This is a genomic window from Citrobacter tructae, from assembly GCF_004684345.1.
GTDB classification, from domain to species: domain Bacteria; phylum Pseudomonadota; class Gammaproteobacteria; order Enterobacterales; family Enterobacteriaceae; genus Citrobacter; species Citrobacter tructae.
Window position 1 is genome coordinate 732,767 of the sequence record NZ_CP038469.1, and the last position, 25,544, is coordinate 758,310.

25 protein-coding genes are annotated in these 25,544 nt (G+C 52.9%); 16 read left to right on the forward strand and 9 right to left on the reverse strand.

Annotated features, from left to right (window positions below):
• The first annotated feature begins 44 nt into the window (after positions 1-44).
• The 7 genes from fumD to ydhT all read left to right on the forward strand — a co-directional run bounded on the left by fumD (position 45) and on the right by ydhT (position 6,614).
• Positions 45-254, forward strand: coding sequence for a fumarate hydratase FumD (gene fumD, locus E4Z61_RS04125; protein ID WP_096757203.1), 210 nt, complete (start codon positions 45-47; stop codon positions 252-254).
• A 491-nt stretch (positions 255-745) separates the two neighbouring features.
• On the forward strand, positions 746-1,372 hold the full coding sequence (locus tag E4Z61_RS04130) for a ferredoxin-like protein (protein ID WP_135321655.1): 627 nt from the start codon (positions 746-748) through the stop codon (positions 1,370-1,372).
• A gap of 120 nt (positions 1,373-1,492) precedes the next feature.
• Positions 1,493-3,595 carry an aldehyde ferredoxin oxidoreductase gene (locus tag E4Z61_RS04135; protein ID WP_135321656.1) on the forward strand — a complete coding sequence of 701 codons (2,103 nt, stop codon included), beginning with the start codon at positions 1,493-1,495 and terminating at the stop codon, positions 3,593-3,595.
• Positions 3,596-3,605: 10 nt separating this feature from the next.
• The gene (locus tag E4Z61_RS04140; RefSeq protein WP_135321657.1) at positions 3,606-4,283 is read left to right on the forward strand and encodes a YdhW family putative oxidoreductase system protein; all 678 of its coding nucleotides are present in this window, start codon (positions 3,606-3,608) and stop codon (positions 4,281-4,283) included.
• Between the two features lie 64 nt (positions 4,284-4,347).
• On the forward strand, positions 4,348-5,016 hold the full coding sequence (locus tag E4Z61_RS04145; RefSeq protein WP_135321658.1) for a 4Fe-4S dicluster domain-containing protein: 669 nt from the start codon (positions 4,348-4,350) through the stop codon (positions 5,014-5,016).
• The gene (gene phsC, locus E4Z61_RS04150) at positions 5,013-5,798 is read left to right on the forward strand and encodes a thiosulfate reductase cytochrome B subunit (protein ID WP_135321659.1); all 786 of its coding nucleotides are present in this window, start codon (positions 5,013-5,015) and stop codon (positions 5,796-5,798) included. The genes E4Z61_RS04145 and phsC overlap by 4 nt, the downstream gene beginning before the upstream one ends.
• A gap of 3 nt (positions 5,799-5,801) precedes the next feature.
• Positions 5,802-6,614: a protein YdhT gene (ydhT, locus tag E4Z61_RS04155; RefSeq protein ID WP_135321660.1), complete on the forward strand. Its 813-nt coding sequence runs from the start codon at positions 5,802-5,804 to the stop codon at positions 6,612-6,614.
• A gap of 9 nt (positions 6,615-6,623) precedes the next feature.
• Here the strand turns inward: ydhT and E4Z61_RS04160 are convergent, their stop codons facing one another.
• The 5 genes from E4Z61_RS04160 to E4Z61_RS04180 all read right to left on the reverse strand — a co-directional run bounded on the left by E4Z61_RS04160 (position 6,624) and on the right by E4Z61_RS04180 (position 10,076).
• Positions 6,624-7,301, reverse strand: a complete 678-nt coding sequence (locus E4Z61_RS04160; RefSeq protein ID WP_135321661.1) for an amino acid ABC transporter permease — start codon at positions 7,299-7,301, stop codon at positions 6,624-6,626.
• A complete protein-coding gene (locus E4Z61_RS04165; RefSeq protein WP_135321662.1) occupies positions 7,291-8,076 on the reverse strand; it encodes an amino acid ABC transporter permease in 786 nt (261 codons plus the stop codon). Before E4Z61_RS04165 ends, E4Z61_RS04160 begins: the two co-directional genes overlap by 11 nt.
• Positions 8,076-8,894, reverse strand: a complete 819-nt coding sequence (locus E4Z61_RS04170; RefSeq protein WP_135321663.1) for an amino acid ABC transporter ATP-binding protein — start codon at positions 8,892-8,894, stop codon at positions 8,076-8,078. Before E4Z61_RS04170 ends, E4Z61_RS04165 begins: the two co-directional genes overlap by 1 nt.
• A 1-nt stretch (position 8,895) precedes the next feature.
• Positions 8,896-9,729: an ABC transporter substrate-binding protein gene (locus E4Z61_RS04175; protein ID WP_135321664.1), complete on the reverse strand. Its 834-nt coding sequence runs from the start codon at positions 9,727-9,729 to the stop codon at positions 8,896-8,898.
• Positions 9,730-9,935: 206 nt separating this feature from the next.
• Positions 9,936-10,076: a hypothetical protein gene (locus E4Z61_RS04180; protein WP_003832695.1), complete on the reverse strand. Its 141-nt coding sequence runs from the start codon at positions 10,074-10,076 to the stop codon at positions 9,936-9,938.
• Between the two features lie 257 nt (positions 10,077-10,333).
• Between E4Z61_RS04180 and E4Z61_RS04185 the strand changes: the two genes are divergently transcribed.
• A complete protein-coding gene (locus tag E4Z61_RS04185) occupies positions 10,334-11,815 on the forward strand; it encodes an APC family permease (protein WP_135321665.1) in 1,482 nt (493 codons plus the stop codon).
• A 19-nt stretch (positions 11,816-11,834) separates the two neighbouring features.
• Here the strand turns inward: E4Z61_RS04185 and E4Z61_RS04190 are convergent, their stop codons facing one another.
• Both E4Z61_RS04190 and E4Z61_RS04195 read right to left on the reverse strand, forming a co-directional pair.
• A complete protein-coding gene (locus E4Z61_RS04190) occupies positions 11,835-12,533 on the reverse strand; it encodes a cache domain-containing protein (protein ID WP_135321666.1) in 699 nt (232 codons plus the stop codon).
• A gap of 25 nt (positions 12,534-12,558) precedes the next feature.
• The gene (locus tag E4Z61_RS04195) at positions 12,559-13,284 is read right to left on the reverse strand and encodes a FadR/GntR family transcriptional regulator (protein WP_135321667.1); all 726 of its coding nucleotides are present in this window, start codon (positions 13,282-13,284) and stop codon (positions 12,559-12,561) included.
• 314 nt (positions 13,285-13,598) lie between these two features.
• On the opposite strand from E4Z61_RS04195, the gene E4Z61_RS04200 reads away from it, so the two are divergent.
• The 4 genes from E4Z61_RS04200 (at position 13,599) to E4Z61_RS04215 (ending at position 18,702) form a co-directional block, all read left to right on the forward strand.
• Positions 13,599-15,026, forward strand: a complete 1,428-nt coding sequence (locus E4Z61_RS04200; RefSeq protein WP_135321668.1) for a gamma-aminobutyraldehyde dehydrogenase — start codon at positions 13,599-13,601, stop codon at positions 15,024-15,026.
• A gap of 11 nt (positions 15,027-15,037) precedes the next feature.
• Positions 15,038-15,511: an ester cyclase gene (locus E4Z61_RS04205; RefSeq protein WP_135321669.1), complete on the forward strand. Its 474-nt coding sequence runs from the start codon at positions 15,038-15,040 to the stop codon at positions 15,509-15,511.
• A gap of 83 nt (positions 15,512-15,594) precedes the next feature.
• Entirely contained in the window at positions 15,595-17,487 is a 1,893-nt protein-coding gene (locus E4Z61_RS04210) for an NAD(P)-binding protein (protein ID WP_135321670.1), read from the forward strand.
• Positions 17,488-17,490: 3 nt separating this feature from the next.
• On the forward strand, positions 17,491-18,702 hold the full coding sequence (locus E4Z61_RS04215) for a c-type cytochrome (protein WP_135321671.1): 1,212 nt from the start codon (positions 17,491-17,493) through the stop codon (positions 18,700-18,702).
• 42 nt (positions 18,703-18,744) lie between these two features.
• Here the strand turns inward: E4Z61_RS04215 and pdxR are convergent, their stop codons facing one another.
• Positions 18,745-20,220 (reverse strand): MocR-like pyridoxine biosynthesis transcription factor PdxR, encoded by a 1,476-nt coding sequence (gene pdxR / locus E4Z61_RS04220; protein ID WP_135321672.1) that lies wholly within the window; start codon positions 20,218-20,220, stop codon positions 18,745-18,747.
• Positions 20,221-20,327: 107 nt separating this feature from the next.
• On the opposite strand from pdxR, the gene puuE reads away from it, so the two are divergent.
• From puuE to E4Z61_RS04240, 4 genes are all read left to right on the forward strand, one after another.
• Complete coding sequence (gene puuE / locus E4Z61_RS04225; RefSeq protein ID WP_135321673.1) at positions 20,328-21,593, forward strand: 4-aminobutyrate transaminase; 1,266 nt, start codon at positions 20,328-20,330, stop codon at positions 21,591-21,593.
• 186 nt (positions 21,594-21,779) lie between these two features.
• Complete coding sequence (locus E4Z61_RS04230) at positions 21,780-22,835, forward strand: ABC transporter substrate-binding protein (protein WP_135321674.1); 1,056 nt, start codon at positions 21,780-21,782, stop codon at positions 22,833-22,835.
• Between the two features lie 22 nt (positions 22,836-22,857).
• Entirely contained in the window at positions 22,858-23,823 is a 966-nt protein-coding gene (locus tag E4Z61_RS04235; protein WP_420808705.1) for a FecCD family ABC transporter permease, read from the forward strand.
• Positions 23,823-24,575 carry an ABC transporter ATP-binding protein gene (locus E4Z61_RS04240; RefSeq protein ID WP_135324873.1) on the forward strand — a complete coding sequence of 251 codons (753 nt, stop codon included), beginning with the start codon at positions 23,823-23,825 and terminating at the stop codon, positions 24,573-24,575. Before E4Z61_RS04235 ends, E4Z61_RS04240 begins: the two co-directional genes overlap by 1 nt.
• On the opposite strand, the gene E4Z61_RS04245 is transcribed toward E4Z61_RS04240, so the two are convergent.
• The gene (locus E4Z61_RS04245) at positions 24,559-25,284 is read right to left on the reverse strand and encodes a substrate-binding domain-containing protein (RefSeq protein ID WP_135321676.1); all 726 of its coding nucleotides are present in this window, start codon (positions 25,282-25,284) and stop codon (positions 24,559-24,561) included. The genes E4Z61_RS04240 and E4Z61_RS04245 overlap by 17 nt on opposite strands.
• Between the last annotated feature and the right edge of the window lie 260 nt (positions 25,285-25,544).

The following is a 25,544-nucleotide window of genomic DNA, read 5'->3' on the forward strand; positions in this document are numbered from 1 at the left end:
ACTGATATATGCTGTTGTTTTGAGTCAATGACGAGCAGGCAATTATGGGCAATCAGACCAAAGACGACGAACTGTACCGCGAGATGTGCAGAGTCGTCGGTAAAGTAGTACTGGAAATGCGCGATCTGGGACAAGAACCTAAGCATATCGTCATTGCCGGTGTACTGAGAACCACCCTCGCAAATCAGCGTGTGCAACGCAGTGAGTTAGAAAAACAAGCCATGGAAACGGTGATTAAAGCGCTAGCCGGTTAATCCCAAAAAGGGCGGTGGTGTGTTTCTGCCGCCCTTTAATTCTGCAACGGTATTTTATCAATATGGATAATTCAGCGGAGAAAATAAAATTCCACAGTAAAGTACATTTATCAATATGTAATTAATTATATAGCGGTTGATGTGTACGGTTATATTTGGAAGTACAATCACAAATATTTGCAATGTAGATGAAATTCTATTTTGACCTGTCTTAATGATAATAAATATCACTCCGCATTAATTATTCCTCTTCCAAATTTTAATTGATAACGATCAAGGTTATAGGCTGTAAATAACCACATTATTTATCCGCCTAACCCTAAAGGATTAGATTCATTCAGTTTAACCACCGTCATTTATACGATCCGGTTAGGGCAAATAATCACGTGTTGTCGGCAACATTCATGGCCCGATTTGGCCTGCCCGGCGCGCAATAAAATACGCACTGGATGTGTTGCTGCTACAGCGTTTGCGAAGAGGATGCGAAATAAATGAACCAGGTTGATCGTCCATTATTAGATTGTGGTTTAACGCGACTTGAATTTCTGCGGATATCAGGAAAGGGCCTTGCAGGTTTAACCATTGCCCCCGCGCTGTTATCACTTTTTGGTTGCAAGCAGGAAGATGTCGACAGTGGCACCGTCGGGCTGATTAACACGCCGAAAGGGGTGCTGGTGACCCAACGAGCACGCTGCACAGGATGTCACCGCTGCGAAATATCCTGTACGAATTATAACGATGGTGCCGTTGGCACCTTCTTTTCCCGTATCAAAATCCATCGCAATTTCTTCTTTGGCGACAACGGCGTCGGTTCCGGTGGCGGCCTGTATGGCGATTTAAATTATACCGCCGACACCTGCCGTCAGTGCAAAGATCCGCAATGTATGAATGTCTGCCCGATCGGTGCCATTACCTGGAAACAGGAAGACGGCTGTATTGCGGTGGATCATAAGCGCTGTATCGGCTGTAGCGCGTGCACCACGGCTTGTCCATGGATGATGGCGACCGTTAATACCGAAACCAAAAAATCCTCAAAATGTATTTTGTGTGGGGAATGCGCCAATGCTTGTCCGACTGGAGCATTAAAAATTATCGAGTGGAAAGAGATTACCGTTTGATGGATCGCAGGCTTGCCTGATACGCGTCATTAATTGCCAAAAATATCGCAGTTTTGCAGAGAAATGCTGCCAGCAAAATGACGGGTATATCTATTAAACCTTCTTGCAAAGGAAAAAATGATGGCTAACGGTTGGACAGGTAATATTTTACGGGTCAATCTCACTACGGGTAATATCACCCTGGAAGATTCCAGTAAATTTAAAAAATTTGTCGGTGGAATGGGCTTTGGTTATAAAATCATGTACGACGAAGTCCCGCCAGGCACCAAACCTTTTGATGAAGGTAATAAACTGGTATTCGCCACTGGCCCCCTCACTGGTTCGGGCGCTCCCTGCAGTTCACGCGTCAATATCACCTCATTATCGACCTTTACCAAAGGTAATTTAGTGGTTGATGCCCACATGGGCGGCTTTTTTGCGGCGCAAATGAAATTTGCCGGCTACGACGCCATTGTGATTGAAGGTAAAGCGGCATCGCCTGTGTGGATCAAAATCAAAGATGACCAGGTGAGTATTGAAAAAGCAGATTTCCTGTGGGGCAAGGGTACGCGTGCCACGACCGAAGAAATTTGCCGCATCACCAGCCCGGAAACCTGCGTCACGGCCATTGGTCAGGCGGGAGAAAATTTGGTACCGCTCTCTTGTATGATCAACAGCCGTAACCACAGCGGCGGTGCTGGTACCGGTGCCGTGATGGGCTCGAAGAACCTGAAGGCGATTGCGGTCGAAGGGACTAAAGGGGTCAACATCGCTGACCGCAAAGAGATGAAGCGGCTGAACGACTACATGATGACTGAGCTTATCGGGGCTAACAACAACCACGTTGTACCAAGTACGCCACAGGCGTGGGCCGAATATTCATCCCCGAACTCACGTTGGACGGCGCGTAAAGGACTGTTCTGGGGCGCGGCGGAAGGTGGCCCGATTGAAACGGGGGAAATCCCGCCAGGCAACCAGAATACCGTTGGCTTCCGTACCTACAAATCAGTGTTCGATCTCGGACCGGCTGCTGAAAAATACACGGTCAAAATGAGCGGTTGCCATTCATGCCCGATTCGCTGCATGACACAACTCAATGTTCCGCGCGTTAAAGACTTTGGCGTACCGAGTACCGGTGGTAATACCTGCGTGGCGAACTTTGTACACACCACCATTTTCCCTAATGGGCCGAAAGATTTTGATGAAAAAGACGACGGGCGCGTGGTGGGTAATCTGGTTGGCCTGAACCTGTTCGACGACTACGGCATTTGGTGTAACTACGGGCAACTGCACCGTGATTTTACCTACTGCTACGCCAAAGGAGTCTTTAAGCGCGTGCTGCCTGCTGAGGAGTATGCCGAGATCCGTTGGGATCAGCTGGAGGCGGGCGATCCTAACTTTATTAAAGATTTCTACTACCGTCTGGCGCATCGCGTCGGAGAACTCAGCCACCTTGCGGATGGTTCATACGCCATTGCCGAACGCTGGGATTTAGGCGATGAGTACTGGGGCTATGCCAAGAACAAACTGTGGTCGCCGTTTGGTTTTCCGGTTCACCATGCCAACGAAGCCTCTGCACAGGTGGGGGCGATCACCAACTGCATGTTCAACCGTGACTGTATGGCGCATACCCACATCAACTTCATTGGCTCTGGTTTGCCGCTGAAATTACAGCGCGAGGTGGCGGGTGAGTTGTTTGGCTCACAGGATGCCTATGACGAAACCAAAAACTACACCCCGATCAACGCCGCCAAAATCAAGTATGCCAAATGGACACTGCTGAAAGTCTGTCTGCATAACGCCGTCACACTGTGCAACTGGGTCTGGCCGATGACGGTTTCGCCGCTGAAGAGCCGAAACTATCGCGGGGATTTGGATCTGGAAGCAAAATTCTTCCAGGCCGTGACAGGTGACGAAACGACGCAGGCAAGCCTGGATCTGGCCGCCGAGCGCATCTTTACGCTGCATCGCGCCTACACAGTAAAACTGATGCAAACCAAAGACATGCGTAATGAACACGATCTTATCTGCTCATGGGTCTTTGACAAAGATCCTAAGATCCCGGTGTTTACCGAAGGGACCGACAAAATGGATCGGGAAGATATGCGTCAGTCACTCACGATGTTCTATCAGGAAATGGGCTGGGACCCGGAATTCGGCTGCCCAACGCGTGAAACCCTGAATCGCCTCGGTCTTGAGGATGTGGCAGCCGATCTGGCTGCGCAGAATCTGCTGCCAGCGTAAGGAACGCGAGATGACTAACGTGAGCAACGTTCTGGTCGCCAATGAGGAAGAGAGTACTGCTCTTCCTGATGAGGTTGATAGCCAAAAAAGACAATGGCTACAGGCGTTAAATCCGGCCACTGCGAGCAGCAACGCGCCACAGGTCGAAGAGCCCGTCACTGCGGAATCAATAATGGCGGATTTTGTCCGCCAGCATTCCGCGTCGGGCAAGCTGGTGGCGCGCAGTGTGTTTCTACAACCGCCTTATTCGATGCCTGAAACCGACCTTACACTGCTGTTGGACGCGATGCGTGAGCAGGCGTGCGGGGCGGATATTACCTGCGTGCAGGGCGCTGAAGATGCGTATTTCTACTCGACGCAGACCATGACGGCCAATTACGCCGACATGTGCGTGCAGGTTGTGGAAAACGATATCTGCCGGGCGATTGCCGAGGCGGTGCGCTTTGACTGCCGGACGTATCCTCGGCCTTATAAGGTCGCCATGCTCGGGCAGCCGCCGTATCACTTTGAACCTCAGCAGATAACCGCGGCGCTTACGGCAATGGAAACGCACCCGGATTACGCAGATATACGCGTAGTGGAAGCGTCGAATGCGGAACCTTATCTGTTTAGTGAGCGCTTTATGAGCTACGGCAAAGCGTACGGCTTGTGTGAATGGCTTGAGGTTGAGCAGTACCAGAATCCCTGAATTTTTCAGGTCAATGTCATGGAACGTGTGGACGATCACTGTCACAGCATTAGAGGATAACCCGATGTCCTTCACCCGACGAAAATTTGTCATTGGCATGGGGACGGTGATTTTTTTCACCGGCCCAGGTCAAAATTTGTTAGCAAGTACCAAAAATACGAAAGCAGTTCGTTATGTCATGATTCACGATGAGTCATTGTGCAACGGCTGTAATATTTGCGCCCGTGCGTGCAGGAAAACCAACCATGTTCCTGCCCAGGGTAGTCGTTTGTCTATTGCCCATATTCCGGTCTCAGATAACGACGACGAAACGCTGTATCACTATTTCCGCCAGTCTTGCCAGCATTGTGACGATGCACCTTGCATCGAGGTTTGTCCGACCGGTGCTTCCTGGCGTGATGAGAACGGGATTGTGCGGGTTGACGCCTCGCGTTGCATTGGCTGCAGTTACTGCATAGGTGCCTGTCCATATCAGGTTCGCTATCTGAATCCGCAAACCAAAGTGGCCGACAAATGTGACTTCTGCGCCGAATCACGTCTGGCGAAAGGATTCCCGCCTATCTGTGTGAACGCTTGTCCGGAACACGCGCTGATTTTTGGGCGTGAAGACAGCCCACAGGTTCAGAGCTGGCTGCGGGAAAACAATTTTTATGAGTATCAGCTTGCAGGCGCCGGGAAACCTCATCTGTATCGTCGGTTCGGTCAACATTTGATTAAAAAGGATAATGTATGAACGCGTCGCAGAATGCCGAACAGTTTCACGCACAGCTCGCGCAGTTCGTTCCCCTCTTTAAGCCCGACTACTGGCCCGTCTGGCTGGTGATTGCCGGGTTAATGCTGGTGGGTATGTGGCTGGTGCTGGCGCTACACGCCATGTTGCGCTTTCGTTCTGCCAATAAAGCGTCTGCCGGTCACGGTGAGAAGGTCTATCTGTATTCGAAGGCGGTTCGCCTGTGGCACTGGTCGAATGCGTTATTGTTTTTGCTGCTGCTGGCCAGTGGCCTGGTAAATCATTTTTCTGCCGTCAGCGCACCGGTAATGAAAAACCTGCTTGCTGTGCATGAAATCTGCGGCTTCTTGCTGCTGGCGTGCTGGATTGGCTTTGTGCTGATTAACCTGATCGGTGGCAACGGGCATCATTACATTATCAAACGTCAGGGCTGGGTTGGACGGGCGCTACGGCAGACGCGGTTTTATCTGTTTGGCATTATGCAGGGTGAAGCACACCCGTTTCCGGCATCTACGCGGTCAAAATTCAACCCGTTACAGCAGGCAGCCTATGTCGGCGTGATGTACGGTTTGTTGCCGCTGTTGCTGATTTCCGGTTTGCTTTCGCTTTACCCGCAGGTGGTGGGTGATCTGTTCCCGGGCGTGCGTTACTGGTTGCTACAGGCGCACTTTGCGCTGGCGATTGTGAGTCTGTTTTTCATTTTTGGACATCTTTATCTCTGCACCACGGGACGCACACCGGGCGAAACCTTCAGGTGCATGGTGGATGGCTATCACCGGCATTAAGCGATGATAATTACCTGTAGTGATTTACGGGCCTGGCGCGTCGGGCCCGTAATGTACCGCTGGTTTCTGCGCACATTTCCCGACGGCGGCAGCTATGCGGATGTCCACCGTGCGCTTGAGCGAGAGGGTTTTGGTGATTGGGCGGACAGCCTCGTGGAATATGGCTGGTCTAAATGGCTGGAGGAATCGCGCTTTGTGCAGCAGGATATTTGCACCATGGCGCGTCTGGCCTGCCCGCAAACGGCAGATGATAACGGCAGACAACTGGCAAGTGCAACGGATAGCGACAGTCTCGGTAGCGCGGGTGATAACGTCAAAATCGCCAGTGCCGGGTATGCCGCACAGATTGCCAGTGCGGGGTACAGCGCACGTATTGGCAGCGTGGGATACAATACGCATGTTGGCAGTTCCGGTAATCGCAGCAGAATAGCGGTTGCGGGAAACTCCACACGCATCAGCAGCGTGGGAGACGGGACGCGTATCGCCAGTACCGGCATGCGCGTGCGTATCAGTTCATTGGGCGATAGAAATCGTATCGCCAGTAGTGGCGATCTCACGCAGATTGCCAGCTTTGGCGCAGAGTCGAAAATTGCCAATTGTGCTGACAACGTCCACATTATTGCCAGCGGAGAAAATGCGGTCGTTGCCAGTACCGGCGAGATCGACTCGGTCATTCTCGGCCCCGGTGGGTGTGCCGCTCTTGCCTATCACGACGGGCAGAGAATGCGGTTTGCCGTTGCCATCGAGGGGGAAAACAATATCCGCGCCGGAGTGAAATACCGGCTCAACGACGACCACCAGTTTGTGGCCTGTTGAGCGGTGACGTTATTTTAGCGCGAACTGACGTCGGGCGGCTTTCTCCAGACCAAAACACAGCAGGTAGTAGACCAACCCGGTAAAGACAAAAATCGCCGCCGGGTATACTTGTACGCGACTGTTTACCTGACCGGCAACCGTCGTCAGTTCAGGGACGTTAACGATAAACGCCAGCGACGTATCCTTCAGTAAGCCAATAAAGATCCCCGTGAGTGATGGCAGGATGTTACGCAGTACCTGCGGCAGTAAAATCAGCCATAGCGCCTGAAACGGACGAAATCCCTGAACCACCGTCGCCTCATACTGGCCGCCGGGCAGCGAGTTTAAGCCAGAATACACGGAGTGCATCACCGAGGCCGCGGTAAACCAGGCCAGCGCCAGCGTGACGGTCACCGCGCCCGGTAAATCGCTGCCTGTCAGCATGGGCAGCAGATACCACATCCAGAAAATGACAAAAATGAGCGGAATGCCGCGAATAAACTCTGCCCAGATAAAGAGCCCTTTGCGCACCACGCCCGAGAATCGCCAGGCGCAGCAGGCGAGTATTATCCCGGCGGGTAGCGCCAGAACCGCCGCACCTATAGCCATCAGCAACGTGAGCAGAACGCCACCCGGCTGACCCTCAGCTACGCGCCCCCACAAGAGATAGTCCAGATTGTCGGTTATGACCGATATATTAGCGATCATGCTGTGGACTCCTGATGTTGAAGCCACGGGGTTTCACCGCGACTCGCTTTGCGGATACGGGCCTTGGACCAAGTCGCGTAAGCAGCATCCCCAGTACAATACCGGTCAACAGATAGAGCGCGGTTCCGACGGCAAATGCTTCCAGCGCGTGGGCGTTATAGCTCTCGATTTGCCGCACCTGATAGGTCAGTTCAGCGAAGCCGATACCGCTGGCAAGCGAAGAGAGCTTCATCAAATTGAGATACTGCCCAACTATCGGTTGCCAGGCGTTCAGCAGCCCCTGAGGGAGCAGAATATGGCGTAAGGTTGCCCAGGATGAAAACCCTTGCGCCACGGCTGCTTCCCGCTGTCCGTTGGACACCGCCTGTAAACCGGAGGCGATTTCCTCAACCAAAAACGCAGAAGTGAAAACCCCAAGTCCCCAGGACGAACAGAGAAACTCCGGCGTTAGCCACCAGACATCTCCCGGCAGAATGGACCACGGATGCTCCGCATTAACGAAGGTAATAAAATCCCTGGGAAGCAGGTTCCACGCGGCAAAATACCAGAACATCAGTTGCACCAGCAGCGGTGTGTTGCGAAAAACAGACACCCACGTGCTGACCACGCCACTGGCGACGCGATTACTCGAAAGACGCAGGCCGAGCAGTAAGATGGCCAGCGCAGTGGCGAGAAAACTCCCCGCCAGCGTTACCCATAGCGTGGTCAGAAAACCTGACATTATCCATTGCAGGGGTTGCCCGCTCAGCACTCCCTGCCAGTCCATTGCATGCATTATAACGATGACTCCTGGTGTAACGGGTCGAGCACTTTTTTCAGGAAATGCCGGGTTCTTGGGTGCTGTGGATGAGTGAAGAATGTCTCGGGTGGCGCCACTTCGAGAATGTCACCGCCATCAATGAAAACCACCCGATCAGCAATCTCGCGGGCGAAATGCATTTCATGGGTGACGACAATCATGGTGATGCCGCTATGGGCGAGGTTTTTCATCACTTGCAACACTTCGCCGATCATTTCTGGATCCAGCGCGGAGGTCGGTTCATCAAACAGGATGATTTGCGGGGAGGAGGCCAGGGCGCGGGCGATGGCGACGCGCTGCTGCTGCCCGCCGGAAAGCTGCGCGGCGTAGGCCCCGGCTTTCTCACTCAGTCCGACTTGATCCAGCAGCTCAAGTGCGCGCCGTTTCGCATCCGTTTTATTCCAGCCGTGAACCTGCTCTAGCGCTAACGAGATATTCTGCTGTGCCGACAGATGCGCGTAAAGATTGAACTGCTGAAACACAAAGCCAATACGACTGCGTAACTGACGCAAGGCTGCGCCGCGCAGCTGGCCAATCGGTTTGTCATCAATGAAAATATCGCCTCCGCTGAGTGACTCAAGCTGATTGATGAGGCGAATAAGCGTGGATTTCCCTGAGCCGGAAGGGCCAAGTATAGTGACCACTTCTCCAGGCTCTACCAACAGGCTGACGTCGTTTAACACCGTGTGTGCGTCATAGCTTTTATGGACATGACGCAGCTCGACCCGCGCCTGACGCAGCTGCTTAAAGTCCGCAGCGGGTGCTGCGGATCGCGGAAACAGACCGGAGAGCATATTACTTCGCTTCTATTTTAAAGGCGCGGGGCTGCGGGTTTTTGGTTTCAGGTCCAAACCACACATCATAGATTTTGGCTGCCTGACCGGTCGATTCAAGCCTGAGCAACTCGTTATTAACCGCGTTCAACAGCGCTGTTTCGCCTTTTTTCACCCCCACGCCGATCTCTTCTTTGCTCAGCAGGTCAGGCAAAATTTTAAAATCCGCTTTATCCGGTGCGCCGCCTAACAGGCCCGCCAGAATGGTACTGTCCTGGGTGATGGCCTGAACATTGCCGTTACGTAGCGCAGTCAGTGCCAGCGGAATATCGTCATAGGCCAGCACGCGTGACTGTGGGAAGCGCTGATGCAGTGCCTGCTCACCGGTGGTGCCTTTCACCGCGCCGATACGTGCCTTACTGTAATCATCAAGTTTGTTCGGGGATTTGACAGGCACCAGGAACTGTTGTCCGGTGACAAAGTAGGGGGCTGAGAAATCAATGACCTGCGCCCGCTCCGGCGTAATCGTGATATCCGCGACGATCAAATCGGCTTTACCGGATTGCAACAGCGGAATGCGGTTAGCCGGATTGGTCGCCACCAGCTCCAGTTTTACCCCGAGGGATTTTGCCAGCGCTTCGGCAAAATCAACGTCGTACCCGACAATTTGGTGCGTTTTCGCATCGATGGAGCCAAACGGTGGGTTAGCGTCGAACGTCGCGACTTTCACTACGCCTGCGGCTTTGATATCAGCCAACTGATCGGCCTGAGCCTGCGACGCAATTATGCCCGAAGCGAACAGTACGCTCAGTGCCAGTAATGTTTTTTTAGCGCGGTAAATTTTCGTTGCCATCATTAAATGAAATCCCTGTAGTTATTGGTTTGTGCTTTTTACGCTCCCATAACTTATGGACGACTCAAAATAAGAAAAAATTCTTATCTATTTACAAAATGTTATTAGTGAAAGAGGTGTTAACAATGGGTAAACGCGATGGGATATGTAGATACGTGGGGGAGGCATAGCCAGGAGGTAAAAAAACCGGCATTACGCCGGTTCAGAGATTAGATTTTGCAGGCGTCGCCGCAGTCATTATCCGCAATAATTTCTTGCGCTTTTTTGTCTGCATCTTCCAGACGTTCTGCGTTACGTTCTTGTGCTTCCTCGAGTCCATCAAAGACCAGATTATCGAGATCAATTTCCATCAGGCACCTGTTCAGGTTCAGTGTTTAACATCACACCAGTATATTGCAAAAATGTTGCTGAACAGCAGCGATTCTTGCTCTTAAATGCGTTTCTCCGCCTCAATGCCGGTTCACGGCGCAGCGTGATTTAACTCAAAATTAAAGAAAAACTCCATCGCTTTTAACAATATCATGACAAAATCACTATACATATAACTTAATATCTTTTATACATTAATCGTTCACCCCTGTGACTATTCCACATAAGAGAAAGAGATATGGAACAGATACCTGAAAATAAAAACGATAATTTTCAAAAAGATGGCAAAGAACAGTTCAACCGATCGATCGGACTTATCTCTAACTTCGCGCTGGGTTTTACCTACCTGTCGCCGCTAACCGCCGTATATTCGCTGTTTGCGCTAGCTGTGACGCTGGCAGGGCCGCCAGCGGTGTGGTGGATATTAATCGTCGCGTGCGGGCAGCTTCTGGTGGCGCTGGTGTTTGGTGAAGTGGCTTCTCAGTATCCGATTACCGGGGGGCTTTATCCCTGGGCCAGACGGTTGTGGGGGAAAAAATATGCGTGGATCGCCGCCTGGATTTACCTGTGGGCGCTGGTGGTGACCATCACCTCGATCGCGGAATACACCTCAACTTTCGTCGAGTCGCTGTTCCATTATGGTCAGACGCCCGCCACCATGCTGCTAACGTCCGTGGTGCTGCTGCTTTTGATGATGGCGGTGAATATGTCCGGGACGAAGAATCTTGCCAGAGTCGCCAAAATTGGTTTCTGGTGTGAGATTGTCAGCGTGATTGCGCTGGGGATTTATCTGCTGATTTTCCACCGTTCGCAGCCATTCTCGGTAATTTTTGATTCAATGGGCGTGCTGGCCCAGGACGGAAGCTACTCCACCGCCTTTATGTCCGCCGCGCTGATGGGCTTATTTATGTTCTTTGGTTTTGAAGCCTGCGGTAACGTTGCGGAAGAGGTGAAGAATCCGAGTAAAAAAATCCCGGTCGCGATGATCCTGAGCATTGTGTTCGGTGCTATTTCGGCCATCATTTCGGTGATGGGATATCTGCTGGCTTCGCCGAATCTGGTCAGTATTGTGAACGGTAAAACGGCCGATCCGATCCCGGCTATTCTCAACGAGGCTCTGGGGGAAACCGGTGCGACTGTCTTTATCATCGTCGCGATTATCGCCATGCTGTCCTGTATCCTGTCTCTTCAGGCTGCGCTGAGCCGCCTGATCTTCTCCTTCTCCCGAGACAGAATGCTGCCGGGAAGCGAGTGGATGTCCAAAATCTCTAAAAATGGCGTTCCGGATAATGCCATGGTGGTCAGTTGCTTACTGCCGGTGATCATTTGTGTCTGGGTCTATTTCCAGCCCGACAATCTGTCGCGCATTACCGCGTTTGCCGTTATCGGTATCTACATCTCGTTCCAGATGGTGGTGCTTGCTGCGCTGCGCCAGCGTCTGAAAGGCTGGAAACCGGCAGGTGAGTGGACCATTGGCGGCTGGGGGACAATCGTCAACGTGCTGGCGTTAGCCTATGGGCTGTGCGGGATTTGGCTGCTGGCCCAGCCCGCCGACAGCAGTGATTTCATCGACCGCTGGACGGTGCTGTTTGGCCTGGCGATTGTCGTGGGATCGGGGCTTATCTACATGTTCCTGACGCGTCCGTTTGGTCGCTCTGCGGCACCGGAGAATGATGCTATAGCCTACGCAAACAAGCTGAATATGGGGCAGGATAATTAAAACAAGGGCCTTCGGGCCCTTAGCTTTGATAGTGGTAGAGGATAAAGTAGTCGCTCTGATACACAATGCGGGTATTCGCGGGCGACAGTAATTCCCCCACTCGATAGCGCGGCCAACTGGAGAAGATAATCCGGTTTTCCAGATTAGTCAGAATGACATAATCAGGCTGGGGGCAGGAGAGCAGCTCTGACTCTATCTGGCTAACCAACAGGTCGACGGCAGCGACGCCAAGGAACTGCCCGTTGTAGTAAACGGGGACCGCCGAGGTCAGGGTGTACGAAATGTTGCAGATATAGTCGACATACGGTCCGTGAATATAGGCTTCGCCTGCGGGCGGTGAATGTTTAAACCATTCGAAGGTTCTGAAATCCAACCGCTGCTGGGTGGCCTGATCTAAATCCAGATGTGCCTGACTCAGTCCGTTATCTTTCTTATACCACCACTCCAGAAGCCAATACTCTTTACTGGTCGGCGTATTCTCAATATGGCTGGCGAATCCGGCTCCCGAGCAATAATGATTGTGATTCAGCGTGTGCTTGATGTGCTGCTGAACGGTAGATCTCACAGATGGATCGAGGACGACCTCTGCTGAAGCTTTTTGCACCCAGGCAATTGCCTCGTGGATGCTCCTCGCCAGCGCAACGGTAGACTCTACGGTAGAGACAGTAATATCATCAATTTTACGGATTAATGCGCTTAGGGATGTCGAAGAGCTCATGGGTCTGTCCTACCTTCACTGATTGTCAGTTCGAGTTATATTTCAGCTTTTTTTCAATAAGATAATAGGTAAACGTGTCGATAATCTGGGTGGCAAACTGCACCGATTCTGCCTCATTATGCGCGGCCAGCGCGTCGGCTAACGCAGAATAGAGCGCGATAATCTCGGCATGAATATTGCCCGAGCGATAGAGGATAGCCACCAGCGAGGCCCATTCCGCCTGCACTTGTAGCTCCTGGTTTGCCAGCCGTGCCGAATGCGAACTGGCAGCAATTGCCAGCAGGCAACGCATATCGGCCTGGGTCATTAACTCTGGCGAATCAGCCTTTCTCAGCACCTCAACAAACTCGCGAAATTTGGCGATATCCGCGTTGGTCATACGACGAGAAGCCAGCCTGGCGCTATGGCTGATAATGGCGCAGTGCATTTCGCCTAAGTCGGAGAGGTAATCTGTACCGATTGATTTAAACGGGTGCAGGGCGCTATTTTTGCCATCAATGTTTTCGCAAACAAAGCTCCCGCCATTTCGACCTCGAACCGTATGGATAAGATTATTAGCCCGAAGCGTGTTGAGTGCTTCTCTGATTGTGATATGTGAGACACCCATCATCTTTGCGAGGTCGGTTTCGTTAGGCAGTTGCTCTTTTGGCTCGAGCAATCCCGTAATGATGGCGTTTGAAAGGCGCTGCACAATCTGGTCAGAACGACTGACCTGCCCGATAGGCGCAAATATGACTGCATGAGTAATCATAATCTTTTCTGCACTCAATTCCCTGAAACAACAACCCTTTCTAACACAAGCCCGCCAGGCAAGGAAGGTCAGAATAGTCGCGTTATTTTACATGCCTGCGCGCAATATCGTTGCCCAGACGGATGTGTGTTCCGATAGCGTGATTGTCTGCTGTGCACACCGCGTCAACGGCGATGAAAAACCCTATGCTTAAAATGTAAAATCTAAGTTAAAAATGCGAGGTTTATCATACTGTCAATGTTGCGTATTTGAAAAAATTTTACAATATATATATTACATAAGATTCTTTATGTATTAGTGGGCAGGAGACAGTCATGAAAACCCTGAAGCATTTTATCAACGGACAATATGTGGCGGGCAGCACTGAAGAGACTTTTGAACTGGTGAGCCCGGTAGAGGGGGAAACGTACGCTTTGTCGCCCAATGGGGGGAAAGCGGAAGTGGATCAGGCCTACTCGGCAGCCGCGGCAGCGTTCAATATCTGGAAAAAATCAACGCCCGCGCAGCGACAAAAGGCACTTCTGGCGCTGGCAGATGAAATCGAACGCAATGTAGAACGGTTGGTAAACGCCCAGAGTCAGGAGACCGGTCAGCTGCGCCATTTTATTGAGAAAGAGGAGATCGCGGCATCCTGCGATGCCATCCGCTTTTTTGCCGGTGCAGCGCGATGCCTTGAAGGGAAGGCCGCCGGTGAGTACTCCGCCGGGTTTACCTCAATCATTCGCCGTGAACCGCTGGGCATTGTGGGGCAAGTCACACCGTGGAATTACCCGTTTATGATGGCGGTGTGGAAGATTGCTCCCGCGCTGGCGGCAGGGAATACGGTGGTACTTAAACCGAGTGACACCACGCCGATCAGCACGCTGCTGCTGGCAGAGCTGGCCGCGCCGCTATTTCCGAGAGGGGCATTTAACGTGGTGCTGGGGAAAGCCAATACCGGTTCGCTGGTGGTATCAAACCCGGCAGCCTCGCTGGTTTCTATTACCGGCTCGGTACGCGCCGGCCTGCAGGTGGCGGCTTCGGCGGCGGCAAACCTGACCAAAGCCCACCTGGAGTTGGGGGGCAAAGCACCCGCCGTGGTGTTTGCCGACGCGAATATGGATAAGGCGATTGAGACGATCACCAACGCAGGTTTTTTCAATGCCGGGCAGGACTGTACGGCCGCCACGCGAATTCTCGTGGAGCAGTCCGTTTATGCCGAGTTCCTGGAAAAACTGATCCAGAAAACGAAGAGCATCAAATTTGGTCCTCCGCAGGACCAGGATGCGTTGTACGGCGCGTTGAACAGCAGAAATCAACTTGAGCAGGTGCAAGGCTTTATTGCGCGTTTACCCGCGCATGCAAAAATTGAAACCGGCGGAAGAGCAGGATCTGGGCCAGGTTTCTACTTTGAGCCGACGGTAATCTCCGGCCTGCATCAACACGACGAAGCCATTCAGCATGAAGTGTTTGGCCCGGTGATGACCATTCAACCGTTTTCTACAGACGAAGAAGCGTTACACAAGGCTAATGACGTGGAATATGGCCTGGCGGCGAGCGTCTGGACCAGCAACCACAGCCGCGCGCAGCGCTTTTGCATTGACCTCGATTTTGGCACGGTGTGGATCAACAACCATATTCCACTGTGCGCTGAAATGCCGCATGGCGGCTTCAAAAAATCCGGCTACGGTAAAGATCTCTCCTCCTATTCACTCGATGAGTACACCCGAGTGAAACATATCATGTGCGACATTTCTGAATAGAGGGTAAGACGATGAAAGCATTAAAAATAGCCGCGCTGTCTCTGGTGATGTTCTCGGGACTTAGCCTGGCAGACAGTTCGCCGCTGACTACCGTCAATGAGTATATGGCGGCATGGAATGCGCATAACGCGCCGCTTGCCGCGCAGTATCTGGCAGAGGACGCGGTCTATTACGATGCCGCCGCCGGGGAACCGATAACCGGCAGAGAAAAAGCCGAGAAAGAAGTGATCGGCGCGTTTATTAAAGCGGTTCCGGATCTCAGCTGGAAAATGATCGGCAAACCCGTCTATGACGAGGATACGGTGGCATTTCGCTGGGAGTTTTCGGGTAAAAATAGCGGCGAATGGGCAGGCAGTCCGCCGACAAATAATCCGATCAAATTTGAAGGCGTCAGCTATATTCATGTTAAAGCAGGGAAAATCACCTGGCAGGGTGATTATTATGATTCTAAAAAACTGGATGCAGAGTTAAAGCCAGTGAAGTAGTCGGCGGTCCCCCTTGATGAGAGGGGGAACCTCTCATTTGTGCTGTGTTTAGGGCAGTGTGTGCGTGACAAAAGGACAAGTTAATGGCAATTACCCGACGTGATTTTCTCAACGGTGTGGCGGTCACCATCGCCGCGGGGCTGACCCCTCTGGATCTGGTCAGAGCGGCAGGAAAGGGGCACGAATTTATTGATGGAAGTTATTATCCGCCTGGTTTGACGGGGTTACGGGGTAACCATCCCGGATCGTTTGAAATGGCGCATGCGCTGGGTCGTGAACATAAAAAATTTGATTTAGCTGCGCTTCCCGTTGAGGAAGACTATGACCTGGTGATCGTCGGCGGGGGGATCAGCGGGCTGGCTGCCGGGTGCTTCTGGCGTCAACTCGCCGGGCAAAGCAGCAGGATTCTGATCCTCGACAACCATGACGATTTTGGCGGTCACGCCAAACGTAACGAATTTAGCGTCGCGGGTAAAAAACTGATCGGCTATGGCGGCAGTGAGTCGTTCCAATCTCCGGCGCACAATTTCAGCCCGGAAGTGCAAACGCTGATGGAAACACTCGGCGTCAGCGCTACCAAGCTGAAAGAGAGTTTTGACGTCAACTTCTATCCAGACTTGCAGCTTAGTCGCGGTGTCTTTTTCGACCAAAAGAATTTTGGCGAGACGAAAATAGTCAGCGGCGATCCGGGGCGCGCAGTCTCCGACGATATTCCACCGAACCGGCTCAATGGTCGTCATATCGAAGATTTTATTAATGACTTTCCGTTGAGCGAGGGCGATCGAAAAGCGCTTATCGATCTGCACGTGCGCCCTGGCGATTACCTTCCGGGTATGACGGTCGAGGAGAAAATCGACTGGCTGGATACCCACAGCTACAGTGAGTTCCTGGCGACGAAAGTCGGTTTAAGCAAAATGGCACTGCTCTATTTCCAGCAGCGTTCCAACGATTTCTTTGCTATCGGCATTGAAGGTATTTCCTGTAGTGATGCACGGGCGTGTGCGTTGCCGGGCATGGAGGCATTAGGGTTACCGCCGCTGGACGGCGAATCGCTGGCCGATCTCGAAGAGCCATATGTTTATCACTTCCCCGACGGCAACGCGGGCCTGGCGCGAATAATGGTCAGATATATGCTGCCGGATGCCTTGCCGGGCACCACAATGGAAGATTCCGTTCTTGCCAGACTGCATTACGAAAAATTGGATCTGCCGGAAAATACCACGCGTTTGCGCCTGAACAGTACCGTGATAAATGCGGCCAACATGCCGGATGGCGTGGCCGTTACCTACCTGCGCGATGGTAAAATGCATCGTGTACGCGCGAAAAATGCCATCATGGCGGGCTATAACATGATGATCCCATACCTTGTGCCGGAAACGCCGGAGCAACAGCAGGCGGATCTCAAGTTGAACGTGAAGGCGCCGCTGGTGTACACCAATGTGGTGGTGAAAAACTGGCAGGCGTTCAAGCAACTCGGCGTGCATGAGTTTTATTCACCGGCCGCGCCGTACAGCCGGATTAAGCTCGACTATCCGGTAAGCATTGGTGGGTATCAGCACCCGGCGACCCCGGACGATCCGATGGTCATTCATATGGTTTATGTGCCGACGTATCCGGGCAGTAATTTACCGGCGAGGGAGCAATTCCGCCTCGGACGTGCCTATCTGCTGGGGACGACGTTTGCCGCGCATGAAGAGATGATCCGCGGCCAATTGCAGGAGATGTTTGGCTCGACAGGTTTTGATAATCAACGGGATATCTCCGCCATTACGGTTAACCGCTGGGCGCATGGCTATGCCTATTACGCCAATCCGCTGTTTGACGATATGGACAAAATGGACAAAGTCGTCGAGCGGGCGCGTAAGCCAATAGGCCGAATTGCGATAGCTAACTCTGATGCCGACTGGAGCGCTTATGCGCATGCGGCTATTGATCAGGCATGGCGTGCGGTTAACGAACTCAAGGATATGGGGTGATCTATGCGTAATGTAACCGTTCTTATCGCCTGCTTGTTTAGCGCGACGGTTTCCGCCGCGGAATCTAACGGTGAGTACATCGCCAGAATTTCAGACTGCGTAGCCTGTCACACCGCCAAGGGTGGGGACGCTATGGCAGGAGGGAAAAAGTTTCCCACGCCGGTGGGGGATATTTTCTCGACGAATATTACCCCGGACAAAACCCACGGCATTGGTAACTATTCTTACGAGGATTTTGAAAAAGCGGTGCGTCAGGGCATTGCCAAAGATGGCCATCCGCTATACCCGGCGATGCCATATCCGTCTTACGCGAAGCTCTCCGACGAGGATGTTCAGGCGTTGTATCGCTATTTTATGCATGATGTCACTCCGTCGACGGCAGCGAATAAAGAGAATGATATTCCGTGGCTTTTCTCTGCCCGCTGGCCGCTGCATATCTGGAACTGGTTATTTACCGATGCGCCAGCAACTGCTGCTGTCGACAGCAAAAAGACCGATGCCAATGCTGCGCTGATTCAGCGCGGCGCTTATCTGGTTGAGGGTCCGGGTCACTGCGGCTCCTGCCATACCCCGAGAGGGATGGCGATGAACGAGAAAGCCTACACCCATGCCGATGCGGAGTATCTGAGCGGTGCAATGATTGATGGCTGGTATGCGCCGTCTCTCAGGGGTTCCGGAATGTCTGAGCAGGAATTAACGTCGCTGTTACTGACCGGCAAAAGCAAGCATGCTGCGGTTTCGGGCTCGATGGCTGAAGTCGTCAGTGAGAGTACGCAATACCTGACGGATGAAGATGCCACGGCGATTGCACAGTATCTGCTGAGCCTGAAAAGTACCAAGCCGGAGCCGACGCGTGCGGCGGTCACTACGGCTTCCTGGTCGAATTCTCCGCAGGCAGGAAAAGTGGTCTACAACCGTTATTGCTCAACCTGTCACGGTCTGGAAGGCAAAGGTACGGATAACAACGCGCCTTCACTTATCAACAATCCGTTGGTGATGGTTGACGATCCGACCCCGCTGTTCAGAGTCATTTCGCAGGGCGCGGAAACGCCGACCACGCGGGGCAACGTGTCGTTTAAGATGCCGGCGTATAACGGATTGCTAACCGAGGGCGAGATGCGCGATGTGATCAACTATGTGCGCCATAGCTGGGGTGAAGGTAATGCCGAGGTTAGCCAGGAGGAGCTTGCCGGGCTAAAACCCGCCACACACTAAGCGTCATGCCGGATGCGGTGCTTGCACCGCATCCGGCAATGCTTACCCGCCGTTTGCGTGGATAATGTCTGCCAGCCGGGAAAATGCGGCGGCCATCTCATGTTCTTCAATGCTGGCAAAGCCCAGCAACAGGCCGCTGCGTTTCTCTTCATTAACGTAGTAACGTGAAAGTGGTCGTACCAATAACCCTTCCGTATTCGCCAGCTGCGCAATCGTGCTGTCGTCGACATGGGCTGGAAGCTGTAAAATCAGATGCAGCCCGGCGTTGCTGTTGAACGGTCCCAGATACGACTCTCCGAGTTGCGTCGCGATCAGTTCCACCAGCGTTTGGCGACGGCGGCTGTACAGCTGGCGCATTTTACGGATGTGCGCGGCGTAGTAGCCCTCGCGGATAAACTCCGCCAGCGCGGCCTGAATCAGAAGGTGTCCGCCGCGATAGAGGTCGTTATGGACTTTTTTCAGCGGTGCGGCGAGTGGTTTAGGCAGTACGACATACCCGAGTCGGAGGGCGGGATAGAGCGTTTTACTGAATGTACCGATGTAGATAACCGGACTCTCTTCTTCCAGTCCTTGCAGTGAAGGAATGGGTTGACCTGAAAAGCGAAACTCGCTGTCGTAGTCATCTTCTACTATCCAACTGTGCGTTTCACGTGCCCGAAACAGCAACTGCCGTCGACGATTCAGGCTCATCACCGACCCAAGCGGGTACTGATGTGACGGTGTCACAAAAATCAACTTCGGGGCGGTCTCAGATGCTACCGGAGGTACTATGCCTTGTTCATCAACCGCAATGGCCGAGAAGTTAACCGCGTTGATGCGCAGAATATTTTTGATTCCCCAGTAGCCCGGCTCTTCAATCCAGGCGTTATCGCCAGGGTTACACAGAGTGCGCGTCACTAAATCCAGCGCCTGGTGGATGCCTTCGGTGATCAGTATCTGGTCAGGAGAGCACCTGACGCCGCGCGCGGTACGTAGATAATCCGCCAGTGCTTCTTTCAGTTCACCGTCGCCACCCGCCGCATCATAGGTGAGAAATTCGGGGCGCAGTCGTCGTGCCAGTCGATCCTGAATTTTTTTAAGCGTGCGGTGGGGGAAATGTTGCACATCAGGAACGCCTGGAATAAACGCGCCCCATTGGCGCGGGCTGGCGCTGGCGTTACCGAGCAACTCAAGGCTCCGGGCAGACAGGCTGGTGCGGTCTTCCTGTGCAGGGGGCGTGGCTTGTATGTCGGGCCGCAGCTCGAGATTGTCCAGCACGCTGTCGGTGACAAATGTGCCGCTGCTGGTGCGTGCAGAAATATACCCTTCAGCCTGAAGTTGCTCATACACACGCAAAACGGTATTGCGCGATAACCCCAGTTCGCCCGCCAGATCGCGCGAAGGCGGCATGCGGGTGGCGGGTTTCAGGTTGCCTTCAAGAATGCAGCTGCAGATGGCGGCATACAAACGCCGGTGCAGTTTCTCGTCGGCTTGCTGGCTAAATGCATGCTTGATCACATCTCCGGCAAGTGAACGCATTTGGATCCTTAAAATAAAACGATTTGGCTCTCGATTAAAGTACCAGATGGCGTCTAAATTTAAAGGGTAATTCAACCCTGAATGTGTTTATGGACAAGGTGTAGAGAATGAACAATAAAAACCTGCAACAACGTCGTCTGGATGCTACCCCGCGTGGCGTAGGCGTAATGTGTGACTTTTTCGCCCAGTCGGCAGAAAACAGCACCATTACCGATATCGAAGGCAATCAGTATATTGATTTTGCTGCCGGGATTGCTGTACTGAATACCGGACACCGTCACCCTCGTATGGTGCAGGCAGTTGAAGCGCAACTTCAGGCCTTCACCCACACGGCGTATCAGATTGTCCCGTACGAAAGTTATGTCTCGCTGGCTGAGAAAATCAATGCGGCCGCGCCGATTGACGGTTTGCGTAAAACCACGTTCTTCACGACCGGCGCAGAAGCCGTAGAAAACGCGGTGAAAATTGCCCGCGCTCACACCGGTCGTCCTGGCGTGATTGCTTTTGGCGGCGGTTTCCATGGTCGTACATACATGACGATGGCGCTGACCGGTAAGGTCGCACCGTATAAAAAGGGATTCGGGCCGTTCCCGGGCTCCGTTTACCATGCGCCGTATCCTTCTGCGTTGCAGGGCATAACCACTGCAGATTCGGTAAAAGCTATCGAGCGCCTGTTTAAAGCCGATATCGATCCGGGCCAGGTCGCCGCGATTATCTTTGAACCCGTCCAGGGAGAAGGGGGCTTTGTTGTGGCTCCGCCTGAGTTCGTCGCCGCCATTCGCCGTATCTGCGATGAGCACGGTATTGTGATGATTGCTGATGAAGTCCAGAGCGGTTTTGCCCGCACCGGTGAACTGTTTGCCATGGACCATTACGCCCACAAAGCGGATCTGATGACCATGGCGAAAAGCCTGGCAGGCGGCATGCCGCTGTCCGGCGTGGTCGGTAAGGCCGAAATAATGGATGCCCCTGCGCCGGGAGGATTGGGCGGTACCTACGCCGGGAACCCGTTAGCCGTGGCGGCTGCCCATGCGGTACTCGATATTATTCATGATGAACAACTGTGCCAGCGGGCCGCGGCACTGGGTGAACAACTGCGCGCCGCGTTGACCGATGCTCGTGCGTGGTGTCCTGAACTGGCCGAAGTGCGTGGATTGGGGTCGATGATTGCCGCTGAGTTTTGCGATGCCACCACGGGTGAGCCTTCTGCAGCTATGGCGCAACGCGTGCAGAAGAAAGCCCTTGAGCAGGGGCTGCTGCTGTTAACCTGCGGCCAGTACGGCAACGTGATCCGTTTCCTGTACCCGCTAACTATTCCGCAAGATCAGTTTGTAAAAGCGCTGGATATTATTAAATCTGTCACGAAATCGTGAGAGTGAGCGCATAACATCAATTCGGGCCGACGGTCACTCGCATCGTCGGCTTTTCTTTTCCCGCCTGTTTTTCAGCGTAAATTGATCTTCCCCGGTAGATTGATCGGATTTATTGGAAATGCGTTGCCAGCTACATCGTTATATAATTAAATGCATATCGTTTTTCCTCCTTTCCAGATGGTATCTATGTTAACTCTTCGTTCTTTTATGCTGGTATGCGCCAGCATGTTCTTCGCGTTTTCAGCGCAGGCAGATCGCACGGTAACCGATCAGCTTGGTCGACAGGTTACGATTCCAGACCACGTCGACAAGGTGGTGGTGCTGCAACACCAGACGCTGAATATTCTGGTTCAACTGGACGCTGCGCAGGATATTGTCGGTGTGATGTCGAGCTGGAAAAAACAGCTCGGGCCTGAGTTCGCCCGCTTTATGCCGACGATTGTCGCATTGCCGACACCGGGCGATCTGACCAGCGTGAACATCGAAAGCCTGCTGGCGATTCACCCGCAGGTGGTGTTTGTTGCCAACTATGCGCCCGCCGAAATGCTCCAACAGATTCAGAATGCGGGTATCCCGGTGGTGGCTATCTCATTGCGCCAGGATGTCGCCGGGCAGCAGAACAAAATGAACCCGACCATGGTTGATGAAGAGCAGGCCTATAACGACGGGTTAAAGCAGGGGATTCGCCTGATTGCCGATGTAGTCGGACGCAAACCGCAGGCTGAAACGCTAATCAACTATGTGTTTACGGCGCGGGAAAAATTCAATGCGCCGGTGGCCGCGATCCCACAGGCGCAAAAAGTCCGTATCTATATGGCGAATCCCGATCTCATGACCTATGGCTCCGGGAAGTATACGGGACTGATGATGCAGCATGCCGGCGGGTTAAACGTGGCGGCGGCAAGCGTTAAAGGTGCACGACAGGTTTCGCTGGAACAGGTATTAGCGTGGGATCCGCAGGTTATTTTTGTCCAGGATCGCTACCCACAGGTAGTGACGGAGATCCTAAACGATCCCAACTGGCAGGGTATTGACGCGGTGAAAAATCATCGCGTCTGGCTGATGCCGGAATACGCCAAAGCTTGGGGATATCCGATGCCTGAAGCGCTGGCGATTGGTGAACTCTGGATGGCGAAAAAACTCTATCCGAATGCCTATGAAAATGTCGATGTTGATGCTCAGGCACAGGATTACTACTCGCGTTTTTATCGCGTAAATTGGCAGTCTGATGCCGGTAAGTGATCGCGCTTTCCCCCTGCAATCGATGCTCATTGCTTTGGTACTACTGATGGGCGTTGGATCGCTGTGTGTTGGGCAATATCCGCTGTCGCTGCGCGATGTGTTTTATCAGTTGAGCCATTATGCAGATACGCAGAGTATGGCGCACCAGATTGTCTGGACCGTCAGACTCCCGCGTATTCTGATAGCGTTGCTGGCGGGCGGCGCGCTGGGATTATGCGGGGCTACACTACAAGGGGTCTTTCATAACCCGTTGGTGGATCCGCACATTATCGGGGTGACCTCCGGTTCAGCATTTGGCGGCACGCTGGCGATTTTGCTTGGGCTGGATCCTTTCCTGATGATGGGGTCCACGTTCTTCTTTGGTCTGGCGGCATTAATTTTGGTGTACACCATTGCCGCGTTGCAGGGGCTGGAGAACACGCTTGTACTGATTCTCTCGGGTATTATTTTGAGCGGTTTTTTTGCCGCGCTGGTGAGTCTGATTCAATACCAGGCCGATACCGAAGAGACGTTGCCTAACATTGTGTTCTGGTTGCTGGGCAGTTTTGCGACCGCCAACTGGCATAAAGTGTGGCTGCTGGCGGTTCCGGTTGGCATTGCGGCCACGGTGTTGTACCGGTTGCGCTGGCGAATCAACCTGTTATCGCTCAACGATAAAGATGCCAAAGCGCTCGGGGTCGCGGTCGTTCCTCTGCGGCGCAGTGTGTTGGTGTGCTGCGCATTTCTTGTTGCGGCGCAGGTCTCTGTCAGCGGCAGTATCGCCTGGGTTGGTCTGGTGATCCCGCATCTGGCGCGTCTGTTGGTGGGCGTTGATCACCGCCGTTTGCTGCCCTGTGCCTTCTGGCTGGGCGGTGGCTTTATGATTGCGGTTGATGATATTGCCCGTACGCTGCTGCATGCCGAAATTCCGTTAGGGATCATCACCGCATTGCTCGGTGCGCCACTGTTTGCCTTTTTGCTTATCCAATCCAGCCGCCGGGGGAAATGATGACAGGTGCAGCACTTAACGTAAATCAACTGGAGTATGGCTACCAAAGGCCGTTGTTCGCACCGCTCACGTTGCGTTGTGAGAAAGGCGATATCTGGGCTGTGCTCGGGCGTAACGGTTTGGGGAAGAGCACGCTTCTGGACACGTTGACCGGTACGCTACCGTCGCTTGGCGGGAGTATACGCAGTGACGGTGGAATCGGTATTGTGGCGCAGTATACGCACCTACCGTTTCCCTATACCGTAAGCGACGTCGTGCTGATGGGGCGCGCGCAGCATGTGAAGTTGTTTGCTCAACCCGGCCAGCAGGATAAAACGCGGGCGTCGCAGGCGCTGGAGCAGCTCAACATTGCGCATCTTGCGTCCTGTACCTTTAGTTCGCTTTCCGGTGGGCAGCAACAGTTGGTGATGATCGCCCGGGCGCTGGTTACGGATTGCCAGACGCTGCTGCTTGATGAGCCCTGTTCCGCGCTGGATTTAGCCAATCAGCAGGTAGTGCTGCAGCTTATTAGCGATCTGGCATCTCATCAGGGATGCAGCATCCTTTTTTCGACTCACGATCCTCTACATGCGTTACAGATAGCCAGTCATACGCTGTTGCTCTTGCCGCAGGGGAGATGGCTGGCGGGGCCAACGCAGGATATTCTGACAGAAGATAATTTGTTCCAGGCGTATGGTTTACCGCTGCGAAAATTCAGCGTGGAATCCCACCGCACGCCGTTCATCGCGCCGTTGTTTACGATCCGCCGTTAATCGGTTCGAAACCGGCTGCGGTTAAAAATTCTTGTCCGTCGCGCCCGAGAATAAAATCAACAAGCGCCATGACGTTTTTAGACGCATCGAGCACCGCCAACTGATATTCACAGTGAACGTTATATTCTGTCGGAATCGTAACGCAGCGAATACCGGGCTGCCCGGCAAGCATTTTTGCATAGTGTGCGTAGCCAATAAACAGATCCGCCAACCCCTGGCGAATAATCCATGCGCTTGCCAGTTCACCTTTTGGTATGCTGAGCGTGTCGCGGCCGCCGACCAGCGGAATGGCGCGTTCGCGCAGGCGTTCTCCAAGGCCGGGCTCGAGTACATCCAGGTTGTCGAAAAATGCCCAGGTATAATCCCCTGAAGGGTCGCAGCCGGGGGTTGAGGTCCCAATACGCAGGGTTGGATCGCGTAATAATTCCAGCCATTCACCGGTTTTGTGGGTGGCGAGGCTGAGTTGATTCCAGCAAAAGGTCTGCGCGGACATCGCCTGACCACTTGCCAGCAACTGCTGCGGGTGCGCCCGATTGGCCGAGGCAAATAATGCGCAAGGTTCACCTGCTTCTATTCGTTCGCGTAATAATCCGGCCGGGCCGTATTCAACGGAAACATTTATTCCGCTAAGACGCGTGAACTGGTTTATCAATGGGGTAAAGGCCAGTCGTAAACTGCCAGCAGCGAATAATGTGATCGAGAGTGGCATAGTGTCTTGGTCCTTCATAACAATAAAACGCCGGAACATCAGATGAACGCCAAATGTTTAAAGTAATTGATTATTACAAATGAGGGGCGGATAAAAATAAATAATAGTGTAATCATCAATAGTGCATGTAGGCTATCACACAATCACGTCCTTAGTAGTACCATAATATTGGTGGGGATAGAAGCGACACGGTGAGTTATGACGATGTTATGGGACTACCGTGAATACAACGTTATTGATGAATACTTAAGGGTATTTGA

What these genes read in the sequence shown, in the direction of transcription:
- E4Z61_RS04145 (WP_135321658.1), top strand. Translation starts at nt 4,348, where the DNA reads ATGTCCTTCACCCGACGAAAATTTGTCATTGGCATGGGGACGGTGATT.
- puuE (WP_135321673.1), top strand. Translation starts at nt 20,328, where the DNA reads ATGAACAATAAAAACCTGCAACAACGTCGTCTGGATGCTACCCCGCGT.
- E4Z61_RS04185 (WP_135321665.1), top strand. Translation starts at nt 10,334, where the DNA reads ATGGAACAGATACCTGAAAATAAAAACGATAATTTTCAAAAAGATGGC.
- E4Z61_RS04200 (WP_135321668.1), top strand. Translation starts at nt 13,599, where the DNA reads ATGAAAACCCTGAAGCATTTTATCAACGGACAATATGTGGCGGGCAGC.
- E4Z61_RS04235 (WP_420808705.1), top strand. Translation starts at nt 22,858, where the DNA reads ATGCTCATTGCTTTGGTACTACTGATGGGCGTTGGATCGCTGTGTGTT.
- E4Z61_RS04180 (WP_003832695.1), bottom strand. Translation starts at nt 10,076, where the DNA reads ATGGAAATTGATCTCGATAATCTGGTCTTTGATGGACTCGAGGAAGCA.
- E4Z61_RS04190 (WP_135321666.1), bottom strand. Translation starts at nt 12,533, where the DNA reads ATGAGCTCTTCGACATCCCTAAGCGCATTAATCCGTAAAATTGATGAT.
- E4Z61_RS04240 (WP_135324873.1), top strand. Translation starts at nt 23,823, where the DNA reads ATGACAGGTGCAGCACTTAACGTAAATCAACTGGAGTATGGCTACCAA.
- E4Z61_RS04130 (WP_135321655.1), top strand. Translation starts at nt 746, where the DNA reads ATGAACCAGGTTGATCGTCCATTATTAGATTGTGGTTTAACGCGACTT.
- E4Z61_RS04170 (WP_135321663.1), bottom strand. Translation starts at nt 8,894, where the DNA reads ATGCTCTCCGGTCTGTTTCCGCGATCCGCAGCACCCGCTGCGGACTTT.
- pdxR (WP_135321672.1), bottom strand. Translation starts at nt 20,220, where the DNA reads ATGCGTTCACTTGCCGGAGATGTGATCAAGCATGCATTTAGCCAGCAA.
- E4Z61_RS04230 (WP_135321674.1), top strand. Translation starts at nt 21,780, where the DNA reads ATGTTAACTCTTCGTTCTTTTATGCTGGTATGCGCCAGCATGTTCTTC.
- E4Z61_RS04175 (WP_135321664.1), bottom strand. Translation starts at nt 9,729, where the DNA reads ATGATGGCAACGAAAATTTACCGCGCTAAAAAAACATTACTGGCACTG.
- E4Z61_RS04210 (WP_135321670.1), top strand. Translation starts at nt 15,595, where the DNA reads ATGGCAATTACCCGACGTGATTTTCTCAACGGTGTGGCGGTCACCATC.
- E4Z61_RS04160 (WP_135321661.1), bottom strand. Translation starts at nt 7,301, where the DNA reads ATGATCGCTAATATATCGGTCATAACCGACAATCTGGACTATCTCTTG.
- E4Z61_RS04245 (WP_135321676.1), bottom strand. Translation starts at nt 25,284, where the DNA reads ATGCCACTCTCGATCACATTATTCGCTGCTGGCAGTTTACGACTGGCC.
- fumD (WP_096757203.1), top strand. Translation starts at nt 45, where the DNA reads ATGGGCAATCAGACCAAAGACGACGAACTGTACCGCGAGATGTGCAGA.
- E4Z61_RS04135 (WP_135321656.1), top strand. Translation starts at nt 1,493, where the DNA reads ATGGCTAACGGTTGGACAGGTAATATTTTACGGGTCAATCTCACTACG.
- ydhT (WP_135321660.1), top strand. Translation starts at nt 5,802, where the DNA reads ATGATAATTACCTGTAGTGATTTACGGGCCTGGCGCGTCGGGCCCGTA.
- E4Z61_RS04165 (WP_135321662.1), bottom strand. Translation starts at nt 8,076, where the DNA reads ATGCATGCAATGGACTGGCAGGGAGTGCTGAGCGGGCAACCCCTGCAA.
- E4Z61_RS04205 (WP_135321669.1), top strand. Translation starts at nt 15,038, where the DNA reads ATGAAAGCATTAAAAATAGCCGCGCTGTCTCTGGTGATGTTCTCGGGA.
- phsC (WP_135321659.1), top strand. Translation starts at nt 5,013, where the DNA reads ATGAACGCGTCGCAGAATGCCGAACAGTTTCACGCACAGCTCGCGCAG.
- E4Z61_RS04195 (WP_135321667.1), bottom strand. Translation starts at nt 13,284, where the DNA reads ATGATTACTCATGCAGTCATATTTGCGCCTATCGGGCAGGTCAGTCGT.
- E4Z61_RS04140 (WP_135321657.1), top strand. Translation starts at nt 3,606, where the DNA reads ATGACTAACGTGAGCAACGTTCTGGTCGCCAATGAGGAAGAGAGTACT.
- E4Z61_RS04215 (WP_135321671.1), top strand. Translation starts at nt 17,491, where the DNA reads ATGCGTAATGTAACCGTTCTTATCGCCTGCTTGTTTAGCGCGACGGTT.